Here is a 12,763-nt window from a genome sequence, read left to right on the forward strand (position 1 = left end):
GTCTTCATAAGATGCCCTAGCATGTTGCTACAAGCTCAAACATTTATCGAGCTCCTTGATGATGGCATCCTTCTGCTCTTTGATGTGCTGGCCGATAAATACGATTTTTATCATTCGGTCACCATACTTGTCATCCCATTCCTTCTCCAGTTGAGGGTTGTTTCTGCGAAGCTCAGCTAATTGGTCAGCTGGCATCGTTGCGAGCCATTGTCCTGCCTGCTTTACAGTTTTCTGCTGTCCTGCCTGTTCGAATACATAGCACATGTCAGGTTCGTCAGCAAAATAGCAGATACCCTTGGCACGTACTACGTCACGAGGCCATTTTCTGGCTACGAATTCATCAAAGAGAGCTAGATCGAATGCCTTACGTCTATAATATACAAAGGTTCCGATTCCGTATTCTTCTACCTCACCACCTTCATGGTCATGGTCGTGATCGTGGTGGTGGCAATGGTCATGATCGTGGTCATGGTCATCGTGATGATGGTGCTCATGTTCATCATCGTGATGATGATGTTCATGTTCCTCATGTTCGTGATGATGTTCATGTTCATCATCGTGATGATGATGTTCATGTTCCTCATGTTCGTGATGATGTTCATGTTCCTCATGTTCATCTTCCTCGCCATTTCTTTCAGCCTCTATCTCCTGAATCCAACCAGCAGATGTAGCTACAGTCTCCCAATCAAACTTATGGGTATTCACGATTAAATCGAGATCAATATCACCATAGTTGCATTCAAAGATCTCTGCCTTAGGCTGTATGGCACGGATAATCTGCTTGAGATGTTCCAGCTCCTTAGGCTCTACCTCTGCAGCCTTGTTCAAGAGGATGATATTACAGAACTCTATCTGCTGGATAACAAGCGATGCAAGATCTTCCTCGTCAAGATTTGACTTCATCAAATCAGAACCGTTTGCAAACTCATCCTTCATACGGAGAGCATCTACGACGGTTACAATGCTGTCGAGACGCAAGATACCATTCTTGATATACTGAGGTCCCAATGATGGGATAGAGCAGATGGTCTGGGCAATAGGAGCTGGCTCGCAGATGCCGCTAGCTTCGATTACAATATAGTCAAAGCGCTTCATGTCTACGATTTCCTTCAACTGTTCAACCAAGTCCATTTTGAGCGTGCAGCAGATGCAACCGTTCTGCAATGAAACGAGCGAGTCATCTTTCTGACCCACTACGCCACCTTTCTCTATGAGTGCTGCATCAATGTTGACCTCCCCAATGTCATTCACAATAACTGCGAATTTGATACCTTTCTTATTTGCCAAAATTTTGTTTAGCAGTGTGGTCTTACCACTGCCAAGGTAACCTGTGAGTAGGAGTACCGGAACTTCCTTGTTGTTCATCATTGTAATCAATTAAATTCAATATATATATATATAGATTATTTGCTGGTAATCTATAATTCCAGATTATTTTCTGTAATTCTCAAGTCCCTTGTGCAGGAAATCGAGATAGGCACTGACGTCCTCCTTGAAGCTGAATGCTGCATTCAAAGGCTTGCCATCGTTGTCTACTGGTACGTAGAAAGGCTGGGCATTGGCACCAAATTTACTTGCCTGCAGATAGCTCCACTTGTCTCCGATGGTGCGGAGTGTACGCTTCTCGCCATTGAATTCTACTTCCATTGGCTGAGGCAACGGAGTCTTGTCATCTACATAAAGAGAGATGAGGACGTAATCCTTTGTCAAAATGTCTGCTACAGTAGGATCTGTCCATACTGATGCTTCCATTTTACGGCAGTTTACGCAGCCAAAACCTGTGAAGTCTATGAGTACTGGCTTACCTGCTGCCTTAGCTGCTGCCATACCGGTTTCGTAGTCCTTGTAAGCAGGTTCTACAGTCTTGGTATTGAGATTGAAATCCTGTGTATTGATAGGTGGAGCGAAAGCGCTGACAGCCTTGCAAGGTGCACCCCAAAGTCCAGGAATCATATATACAGAGAAAGCCAAAGAGCAGAGACCGAGCATGATGCAAGGTACAGGCATAGGCTTCTGGATGTCGCCACCAATGGCATCAACCTGGAATTTCAACTTGCCGATGAGATAGAGCCCCAAGAGACCGAAGATGACAATCCAGAGAGAGAGGAATACCTCACGGTCAAGAATGTGCCAGCCGTATGCCAAATCTGCAACAGAAAGGAACTTCAATGAGAATGCCAACTCGATAAAGCCCAGTACAATCTTTACAGTTTCCATCCATGAACCTGACTTAGGAGCAGACTTCAACCATGATGGGAACAAGGCGAAGAGGGTAAATGGAAGTGCCAAAGCAAGGGCAAAACCAAACATACCGATGGTAGGAGCCAGCCAATCGCCAGAAGTAACAGTCTGTACTAAAAGCAATCCGATGATAGGAGCGGTACAAGAGAAACTTACGAGCACGAGTGTGAAAGCCATCAGGAAAATGCTGATCATACCTGTAGTGCTGGAAGCCTTGCTGTCTACGGCATTTCCCCAACTGTCTGGCAATTTGATTTCAAACCATCCGAAGAATGAGAAGGCGAAAACTGCCAAGAGCAGGAAGAGGATGATATTGAACACAGCACTGGTGCTGAGTGCATTCAAGGTGCTAGGACCTGCAATGGCTGTAACGGCAAGACCGAGAACCAAATAGATGACAACAATGCTCAATCCGTATGTACAAGCATCGCGAATACCCTTTTTCTTATCGTTCTTAGCTCGTTTGAGGAAGAAGCTTACAGTCATAGGGATGATAGGCCAGATACATGGCATGACAAGTGCTAGAAGTCCGCCTACAAAGCCAATGATAAAGATATAGAAGAGTGAGTGGTTTGCAATGTCGTTATTGCCACCGAAATTCTGAAGCTCTTTTACTACTGGAGCCCACCAGGCCTTTGCGTCATCACTATCTACAGATAATGCAGCATCGATATTGGCTGTACTGTCCATCTTTTCAGCTACTCCCTGAAGTGAAGAAGAGTCGGTGTTGGCCTTGACGGCATCAATGACTTCAGGACCGTTAGCCTTGGCTGCGTCCTTACTGTCAGTCTCAGCCTTGCCATCTACTGCTGGAGATTTTCCACTCTTCTTGAAACTTGCCTCGCTAGGAGGAAGGCAATTCTGGTCGCTGCACGCACCGTATTCAACGTATGCATCGATATGGTAGTTTGGCTTGACAAACTTCACTTTCTGAACGAAGGTAACGCTGCCTTCAAAATAACGTAGCTTCATCTCGAAGAGTGGGTCAAACTTACTAATCTCGTTACCACGAGCTTGAAGTTTGCCAACCAACTCTACACCATCCATCTTGTTGACATTGAAAGTAGCTGAGATAGGTCCGTCTGCTCCCAATCCTGTAGAATAGACATGCCATCCCGATTGGATTTTACCATTAAATACGATTTCCGCTATTGCGGTACCATTGGTCTTGAGCGAAGTAGAGAACTTGACTGGGTTCACCATCTGCGCCTGCGCCAACATTACTACTAGGAGTAATTGTAAAACTGCAAAAATTTTTTTCATTTCTATATTTGTATTAATTTTGAATGCAAAGTTACGAATTAATACTTATAAATACGCCTATAATTTTGATTCGGGTATAGGTCTTTTTGTTTTTTTAAGAAAAAATGCTATAAAAACATCTGTTATTCTTGGTGGTTAGCCTTTTTTTCTGTAATTTTGCGCAAAAATTTAGTATGCAGAAAAGAATACTGTACATATTCTGTCTTTGGATAGCCACCATGAGTATCATGCTATCTACGGTGATGACACATCATCACCACAAAGGGCGTATCTGTATGGTAGAAGAACAATGTGAGCAGGACGGCAATATCAATGATGAGCATACTGAGCATCATGATCAGGAGAGCGAAGGTGATCGTGAGAACTGTAGCGTTCGTCAAATGCATCAGTTTGTAGTCAATTCCAAGGCGGTGAAGAATATCCGCAAGTTGCTGGTAGATGAGAACCATCAGTTTGTGGTCTTGTCTTGTTCTTCCCTTTTAACCCTCCCTCGTCTCTCACTCATTTCAGTGAGATGGCAGCATGTGGCTGCTTCTCATCTTGCTGAGGAACTGGCGGCAGGCTATAGCAGACGGGGACCTCCTTCTATTTTATGATTTTACAAGTTTGCCACTTGGTTGCAGAAATCGGTTTGAAGATTCGAATGCAACTGAGTTGCAAGATTTTTTGTATACTTTTGCCAACGGCTTTTTGATAAGATTCGTTGTGTGAAATTGTTGTGTAGAATTATAAAATAGAAGAAAAGACAAACATGAAAAAAGTAATTTTGATTGTCGCCGTTACGGCGATAGCCTGGGCTGGATTCGCTTTCTTGGCGAAACAGACCGGCTCAGAGGCTCATGCACACGAGGAGCATGAGCATGAAGAAGTGGATTTTGATCATATTCCGTTGACAGCCAAGCAGGTCAGCACCGTAGATTTGAAGATGGGTGAGGCTGTGGAGCGCGAGATGGATGCCACTATAGAAGCAAAAGGATCGCTTGTACTGCGTGCACAGGCGATGGGTGATGTTGCCTCCTTGATGGGCGGTATCGTGAAATCTATTTTTGTAAAAGAAGGGCAGCTTGTTCATAGAGGACAGATTGTTGCTTCTGTTGAAAATACAGATGTGGTAAGTCTTCAGCGTGAGTATTACTCTGCTGCCAAGGAGTGTGAACTTGCCAAGGCTGATTTGGAGCGCCAACTTCTGCTCAGTAAGCAGGGAGCGGGTGTGAAGCGCACCTTACAGCAGACCCGGAAAGATTACCAAGTGGCTCATGCCAATCTTTTGGGTATTGGCAGACAGCTCGCTCAGATGGGCATTTCTACTTCGGCTGTTGCCAAAGGTAAGTTTACTACGGCTTTTCCTCTTCGTGCACCTATCTCCGGTGTTGTCAGTCAGTTGACGGCAAGTCTGGGTAGTTATGCAGATATGCAGACTCCACTGATGAAAATTCGAAATACTCAGGCAGTGGAATGCGATCTGAATGTTTTTGAGAAAGATTTGGCCAAGGTGAAGGTGGGTAATCGTGTAACTCTCTCTTTGACCAATCAGCCTGGTGTCAAGCTGTCTGGTACAGTTTATGGTATGAACCAATACTTTAACGACGGTTCGAAATCTGTTGCTGTTCATATAAAAATGGATGATTCTTCATTGAAAACAAGTCGTATCAATCATATCAAACTCTTTGATGGTATGTATGTGAGTGGACAGATTGCTACTGGTTCACAGAGATGTCTTGCCTTGCCTTCTGAAGCAATTGTTTCTACCGATGGTAAGCAGTATGTCTTTGCTCTCAATGGAGAACCAAAGAAGGGTGAGTATAGTTTCTCCCGACATGAGGTTAGCACTGGCGTTACAGGCGGTGGATTTACAGAAGTGAAGCTTTGCGACCATCTGAAGGCAGGCAAGAAGATAGTTACCGACAATGCGTTCTATCTCGCATCGCTTACAGGCGAACATGGTGAACATGCTCACTAAGCTTTAGTTGATTATTTATCAATAGACAGTAAAAGATTTTAGATTAAAGCTTATGTTTCAGAAATTGATTACTTATTCCATTCGCCATAAGCTGGTGATTGGAGTTCTCTCTATAGCCCTAATGGTATGGGGCATCTGGTCGCTTGTTCATCTTCCATTTGATTCTACTCCTGATATTACTGATAATCAGGTTCAGGTGATAACCCAAGCCCCTTCTCTTGGAGCGCAAGAAGTGGAACAATATGTTACCACTCCTGTGGAAATGGCGCTCGCCAATATTCCTAGGCTTCAGGAACGTAGAAGTATTTCCCGTAGCGGTCTCTCCGTCATCACCTTGGTGTTTGATGATCATGCAGATATCTATTGGGCTCGCTCGCAGGTGAGCCAAGTACTGACTCAGGTAGAGAAAGAGTTGCCAAAGAATACTGATACTGAAATGGGACCCATTGCTACCGGATTGGGTGAAATCTACCATTATACGGTAAGGGCCAAGGAAGGATATGAGCATAAATACTCTCTTACCCAATTGCGAACTTTGCAGGACTGGATAGTAAGAAAGCAACTTTCAGGAACTCCCGGTGTTGCAGAAGTGAGCGGTTGGGGCGGTTACGTGAAGCAATATGAAGTGGCAGTGAATACTGACCAGCTGAATGCCAACAATATTACCGTTAGCGAAGTTTTTGATGCGCTGGAAAAGAACAATGCCAATACCGGTGGCAGTTATATAGAAGAAAATGCCAACCAATATTATATCCGTGGTATCGGAACCGTCAAGAGTTTGGAGGATATTGCCAATATCACGGTGAAGACAGCTGGCGGTACACCGGTTAAGGTGAGCGATGTAGCTAAGGTTCAGTTAGGACATGCGACGAGATTTGGTGCTGTAACCCGCAATGGAGAAGGTGAGGTTGTGGCAGGTATCGCCATCATGTTGAAAGGCGAAAACTTTCAGGAAGTAAGCCACAATGTGAAGGAGCGTATTCAGCAGATTCAGAAATTGCTGCCAGAAGGCGTTGTGATAGAGCCGTTCATTGACCGTACCAACCTGGTGGATAGAGTAGAGGGTACCATTGCCCGAAACCTGATAGAAGGTGGACTCATTGTTATCTTTGTGCTGGTTATCTTCTTAGGTAATTGGCGTGCGGGTTTGGTGGTAGCCAGTGTGATTCCGCTCAGTATGCTCTTTGCATTCGGTATGATGAAGACTTTCGGTATTGATGGCAACCTGATGTCGCTCGGAGCTATCGACTTTGGAATGATAGTGGATTCTGCCGTTATTATGGTTGAGGCGGTAGTAACACATATTAATACGGGGCATTTTTCGCAGCCAGAACTGAGGGCTGCTTATCTGGCTCAAAGTCAGAATGGCGGACAGAATATTCCATTTGCTCTTACACAGAAGCAGATGGATGAAGAGGTGCATTTTTCAGCTTCACGCATCCGACAGAGTGCTGCGTTCGGTGAAATTATGATCATGATAGTTTATATTCCGCTGATGACCTTGGTTGGGATTGAAGGGAAGATGTTCCGTCCGATGGCGCTGACTGTTTTCTTCGCCATCCTTGGCGCTTTCATTCTTTCGCTTACCTATGTGCCAATGGTCAGCTCACTGTTGTTGAGTCGCAAGGTACATAACCGAAAGACATTTTCTGATAAGATGATAGAGAAACTCCAAGGTTGGTATCGACCTGTCCTTGACTGGGTGTTGGCGCGCAATAAAGATGTCATTACTGCCGCTATCGGATTGTTCTGTGTCAGTATCATGGGCTTCAAGTTCCTTGGCGGCGAGTTTATTCCTAGTTTGGAAGAAGGTGATTTCGCTGTAGAGATGAGTATGGCACAAGGTACTTCGCTCTCTCAGATGGTGGAATGTTGTACCAAGGCAGAAAAGCTGCTGAAGGCGCAGTATCCGGAAGTCAAACAGGTGGTGAGCCGCATTGGTAGTGCAGAGATTCCTACAGACCCGATGCCTATAGAACGTGCTGACATCATGATTGCCCTCAAACCGAAGGCAGAATGGACGTCTGCAGAAACTACTCCGGAGTTGATGGAGAAGATGGAGGAGACCTTGAAGGCGATTCCTGGTTTGGAAGCTGAGATTTCGCAACCTATACAGATGCGTAACAATGAGTTGCTGACGGGTATCAAACAGGACGTGGCTATCAAAATCTTCGGTGAAGACCTTGATGTCTTGACTTCTGAAGCCGGAAAGGTAAAGAAGTTGATAGAGCGTGTACCGGGTGTGAGTGGCATTTTTGTAGAGGAAGTATCGGGTTTGCCTCAGATTCAGGTGAAATACAATCATGAACGCATGGCTTCTTATGGAGTGAGCGTAGATGAAATCAATCAGGTCTTGGAAACCACCTTTGCTGGTGCAGTAGCTGGTGCACTTTATGAAGGTGATAAGAAGTTTGATGTTGTGCTTCGTATGGATCCTTCTCAGCGTAATGCAGAGTCCCTACAGGAATTGAGTATTCCATTGGCTGATGGTTCTAAGATTCCTCTTTCTCAGATTACGGATATCGTCTATGAGCCAGCTCCGGCACAGGTGTCTCATGAAAATGGTGCCCGTCGCATCTATGTGGGATTCAATGTAAAGGGGAGAGACGTGCTGAGTACTGTAGAGGATATTCAGGAAATTCTCGATGAAAAGTTGAAGCTGCCGGAGGGCTACTATTATAATTATGGTGGCGAGTTTGAAAACCTGCAGAGTGCAACGCAGCGTTTGATGGTGGTAATACCGATAGCGCTTGTCATCATCTTGCTGCTGCTTTATGCTACGGTCAAGAATGTTCGAGAGTCGCTCTTCGTGTTCTCTGCCATTCCTTTGGCAGCAATCGGTGGTGTTTGGGCTTTATGGTTCAGGGGAATGCCGTTTAGTATTTCGGCTGGTGTTGGGTTCATTGCTCTTTTTGGTGTGGCAGTTCTCAATGGCATTGTACTCATCGGACAGATGAATCAGATGCAGCGTGAAGAGAAGGCTTCGCCTGATAACACTTCTGCCAATCTCTCAGAAGTGATTCATCATCGCATCATCGAGAGTTGTATGGTTCGTTTGCGCCCTGTCTTAATGACAGCTCTTGTTGCTTCTATGGGTTTCTTGCCAATGGCACTTTCGCAGGGCGATGGTGCAGAGGTGCAGCGCCCGTTGGCTACTGTAGTGATAGGTGGTTTGATAACAAGTACGTTGCTCACATTGCTTGTGTTGCCAGCCATCTACAAGACTTTTACTAAAAAATAACTTATCATGAAGAAGTATATAGGAACATTTAGAAAGGTAACATTCTCGGTCATGATATTGTTGCAGCCAGGAACAGTCCATGCCCAGTTTTTTGATGCGAGTCTGCCGGGGAAGAAAATGACTTTGCAGCAGTGTTTTGATCTGGCTGAACAGCAGAATCTCTCGCTTCAGGCAGGGAGAAAAACGATAGAACGTGCCAAGGTAATGGAAGGTACAGCTTGGGATGTAGATAAAACCGAGGTGGCTTTCTCTCAGAATCCTGCTTCGAGCGGTGATACAGATAATGGACTTACCTTCTCTCAGAGCATCGATTTTCCTACTGTCTATGCAGCTAGGAAGAAACAGTTGAAAGCAGAGACGCAGGCTGAAAAGAGCAGATTGAATGTATCCAGGCAACAGTTGAAGCAGGAAATCGCTTCTACTTATTATGCGATGCTGTATCAGACCTATCGTCTGAGTATTCTTCAACGTCTTGATTCTATACTGAATCGTTATTGTGATATTGCCGGCAAACGATACAAGGCGGGAGAAACCCGCCAGTTGGAAGTACTTACCTCAGAGCGTCTGCGTGATGAGAATCAGGTGGAGATGAGAAATGTGAAGTCGGAGGCAGAGAATCAACAGATGATTTTGATGAATCTGCTGAATTCAGACCAGCCTATATTGCCGTCAGAGTCTCATCTTATCATATTGGATTCATCAATCAGTAGTTCGTTTAATTACCTGCAGACGGCTGATGCCCAGTATCAGCAGGACCGCCTGAAGGTACTCGATCAGGAGATAAAAAGTGCAAAGACCGGTTATGCGCCTTCGCTTTCTCTGGCTTTGCGTTCGCAGTTGCTGATTTCCAGTTGGGATCCATATCATATCGACCGTCAGCGTTTTACAGAGGGTAATTTCTTCGGTTTTGAAATTGGTGTGGGTGTACCTCTTTTTTATGGGGCAACCAAGGCCAAGGTGAAGGCTGCAAGGAAAGACCGGGAGCTGGCAGAGCTGAATATGCAGCAGGAACGCCGCGAGAAAGAACGTGATTACCGGTTGTGGTATAACCGTTTGCAGAATGCTACGAAGAAGTTGCAATATTACAACGGAGAGAATATTGATAAAGCCAATGAGATAGTTCGTCTGAGTACCACGGAATATGAGAATGGTGAAATCAATTATGTGGAATATGTGAATGCCTTGAACGAGGCAATCGATATGAGAATGAAACAAGCTGATGTTATCAATGAATACAATGAGGCTGTACTTGCCTTGATGGCGCTTAATAATAGCTTGTAGAATGATACTTTAAAAAGTAAAGCCCCTGTGCTCTTTTTTTTTAGGCACAGGGGCTTCGCTTTATGTTTTTAATGAAGTGTTATTGATTCTTCCTTTTTTATTTGAAAGTCAACTCATCCTTACCAGGGCATTTCCCGACATTGATGATGCTTCCTTTTTCCAATTTACCCTGCATCAGCAACTCGCAGACTCCATCTTCTATATAGGTTTGGATGGCGCGCTTCAATGGACGAGCACCAAATTGTACATCATATCCCTTCTCGGCAACCAGCTGCTTTGCCTTTTCTGTTATCTGGAAGCCATAACCCATATCGTTGATGCGCTTGATGAGCGAACTGAGTTCCAGGTCGATGATTCGCTTGATGGCATTGATGTCGAGCTGGTCGAAGGTGATAATCTCGTCAAGGCGATTCAGAAATTCCGGTGCAAACTGCTTGCTCAGACTCTTCTGTATCACATTGCGGGCGTATTCCTTGTCCGTATCCGACATGGTGGCAACATTACCTATACTGCCAGACTTGAAGCCGACGCCTTTACCGAACTCTTTTAGCTGACGGGTTCCGGCATTTGAAGTCATAATGATGATGGTATTGCGGAAGTCGATGAGACGTCCATTGCCATCTGTGAGTCTACCTTCGTCAAGTACTTGCAGAAGCATGTTGAAAATCTTGCCGCTAGCTTTCTCTATCTCATCGAGTAAGACGATGCTGTAAGGCTTGCGTCTAACCTTCTCGGTAAGTTGACCACCTTCATTATATCCTACGTATCCCGGAGGTGCACCAACCAGTCTGGATGAGTTGAACTCATCAGCGTATTCGCTCATGTCTATGCGGATCAGTGCACTGGAATCTCCGTAAACTTCTTCAGCAAGTTTTTTTGCCAGATATGTCTTTCCAACACCTGTAGGACCCAGGAACATGAATACTCCTATTGGATGATTTGGATCTCGCAAGCCGATACGATTGCGCTGTATAGCTTTTACAATCTTGTCTACGGCATTATCTTGTGCGATGACCTTACTCTTCAATTTTTCTGCCATCTTCAAGAGTCTGCTATTCTCAGCCTCAGCCATACGTTGTACCGGAACACCAGTCATTTTGCTCACCACGGCAGTAATGTCATCTACTTCTACTGGTGTGCGATGACTGTCGCTTTCTCCGTTTTGCCATTTTTCTCTGGCACGTGTCAGCATCTTCTCCATTTGGGCTTGCTGGTCACGATAAGCAGCGGCCAATTCATAGTTTTGATTCGCTACAGCATTTTGCTTATTTGTAATCAATACTTCTATATTATGCTCCAATTCCAGAATGTCATCAGGAATGCTTGCATTCTTAAGATGTACGCGCGAGCCGACCTCGTCAAGAATATCTATGGCCTTGTCTGGGAAGAAACGGTCAGTAACATATCTGTCAGTCAGTTTCACACATGCTTCCAATGCTTCATCACTATAGGTAACCTCATGGAATTTCTCATAGGTGTTCTTGATGTTATGAAGTATCCGCAGTGTCTCCTCTGGCGTTGTCGGATTGATGATTATCTTTTGAAATCGTCTTTCCAGTGCACCGTCTTTCTCAATACTCTTGCGATATTCATCCAGTGTTGTTGCACCGATGCATTGTATTACTCCACGAGCCAGAGCCGGTTTCAGGATGTTGGCTGCGTCCATGGCACCTTCAGCTCCTCCTGCACCGATGAGCGTATGAATCTCATCGATGAAGAGGATTATTTCCGGGTGCGTCTCCAGTTCGTTCACGATTCCCTTGATACGCTCTTCGAAGGAACCGCGATATTTAGTGCCTGCGACAAGACTCGTAAGATCGAGACTGATGACACGCTTATCAAAGAGGAGTGGGGCAGACTGGTGGTTCTTGATGAGTTGGGCTAACCCTTCAACGATAGCACTCTTACCCACGCCTGGTTCACCAATGAGAACAGGATTGTTCTTCTTGCGGCGTCCCAGAATCTCCATCACTCTCTGTACCTCGTTTTCTCTTCCAACCATAGGGTCGAGAATTCCCTTAGCTGCATCCTGAGTTAAATCGTGACCATATTTGTCTATGAAAGGAGTGTTTGTCTTAGTCTTTTTCTCCTCTTTCTTAGCCGTTTTCTTATTGTCTTCAGGATTGCTGTTGAGGTCCAGAGGCTCATCGTCTGAATCCAGGAGGTTAGCTTTCGGACGTTTACTTTTCTGTTCCATATCTTCTTCTGTTTCAACTTCGTCATTCTCGTTGTTTTCATCTACAGCCAACTCACTTTCTGCATGAGTATCCTCTATGTCTGTTTCTGTAATCTCTCCATGTTCCATTTCTGAATCTTCAGCCTCTGCAATCTCTTCTGCCTGATGTTTTGCTTCATCATCCGCATTCCTGTTTTGGTTTTTCAGATAATCTCTGAGACTATCGTAGGTGATTCCGTTGCCGGAAAGCAAATTGGAAATAGGATTATTGTTCTGTTTCAGCAGAGCCAGAAGTACATGCTTAGGCTCCACATAAGGTGAATTGTCGCAGATATAAGCCTCCTTAATTGCATTACGCATCAGCTCGGAAGCTGTTGCGTCCAAAGAAGGAGTTCCCTGTTCAGATTCTTCTGAGTCGCAATTTGGTTCTTTCGCAATTTCTTGATTGAGTGAATTTTCAAGAACGTTGATGTCGACCCTGAATCCTGTCTCCAATATGTAGTTTATCTCTTTATTCTTTCGCACGAATTCCAAGATTAGATGTTCTATCGTAATCTTGTTGCCATGGCGGCGAGCTACATTCTCACCACACTGTGCTAGA

General features: G+C 44.8%; 7 protein-coding genes. 4 read left to right on the forward strand and 3 right to left on the reverse strand.

Annotation, left to right across the window (positions count from 1 at the left end; translation table 11 throughout):
* Positions 1 to 27 precede the first annotated feature (27 nt).
* Both ACQRBJ_RS10285 and ACQRBJ_RS10290 read right to left on the reverse strand, forming a co-directional pair.
* Complete coding sequence (locus ACQRBJ_RS10285) at positions 28 to 1,365, reverse strand: CobW family GTP-binding protein (protein WP_445303573.1); 1,338 nt, start codon at positions 1,363 to 1,365, stop codon at positions 28 to 30.
* Between the two features lie 66 nt (positions 1,366 to 1,431).
* Entirely contained in the window at positions 1,432 to 3,504 is a 2,073-nt protein-coding gene (locus ACQRBJ_RS10290; protein WP_295346555.1) for a cytochrome c biogenesis protein CcdA, read from the reverse strand.
* Between the two features lie 173 nt (positions 3,505 to 3,677).
* On the opposite strand from ACQRBJ_RS10290, the gene ACQRBJ_RS10295 reads away from it, so the two are divergent.
* From ACQRBJ_RS10295 to ACQRBJ_RS10310, 4 genes are all read left to right on the forward strand, one after another.
* Positions 3,678 to 4,100, forward strand: a complete 423-nt coding sequence (locus ACQRBJ_RS10295; RefSeq protein WP_295346553.1) for a hypothetical protein — start codon at positions 3,678 to 3,680, stop codon at positions 4,098 to 4,100.
* A gap of 155 nt (positions 4,101 to 4,255) precedes the next feature.
* Positions 4,256 to 5,464, forward strand: a complete 1,209-nt coding sequence (locus tag ACQRBJ_RS10300; RefSeq protein ID WP_445303549.1) for an efflux RND transporter periplasmic adaptor subunit — start codon at positions 4,256 to 4,258, stop codon at positions 5,462 to 5,464.
* A gap of 52 nt (positions 5,465 to 5,516) precedes the next feature.
* Positions 5,517 to 8,705 carry an efflux RND transporter permease subunit gene (locus ACQRBJ_RS10305; protein ID WP_445303550.1) on the forward strand — a complete coding sequence of 1,063 codons (3,189 nt, stop codon included), beginning with the start codon at positions 5,517 to 5,519 and terminating at the stop codon, positions 8,703 to 8,705.
* A gap of 6 nt (positions 8,706 to 8,711) precedes the next feature.
* Positions 8,712 to 9,986, forward strand: coding sequence for a TolC family protein (locus ACQRBJ_RS10310; RefSeq protein WP_445303551.1), 1,275 nt, complete (start codon positions 8,712 to 8,714; stop codon positions 9,984 to 9,986).
* Positions 9,987 to 10,083: 97 nt separating this feature from the next.
* On the opposite strand, the gene ACQRBJ_RS10315 is transcribed toward ACQRBJ_RS10310, so the two are convergent.
* The gene (locus ACQRBJ_RS10315; RefSeq protein ID WP_295346565.1) at positions 10,084 to 12,522 is read right to left on the reverse strand and encodes an ATP-dependent Clp protease ATP-binding subunit; all 2,439 of its coding nucleotides are present in this window, start codon (positions 12,520 to 12,522) and stop codon (positions 10,084 to 10,086) included.
* Positions 12,523 to 12,763: the final 241 nt, after the last annotated feature.

The sequence above is a fragment of the Prevotella sp. SGI.167 genome (assembly GCF_050313615.1).
Taxonomy (GTDB): Bacteria; Bacteroidota; Bacteroidia; order Bacteroidales; family Bacteroidaceae; genus Prevotella.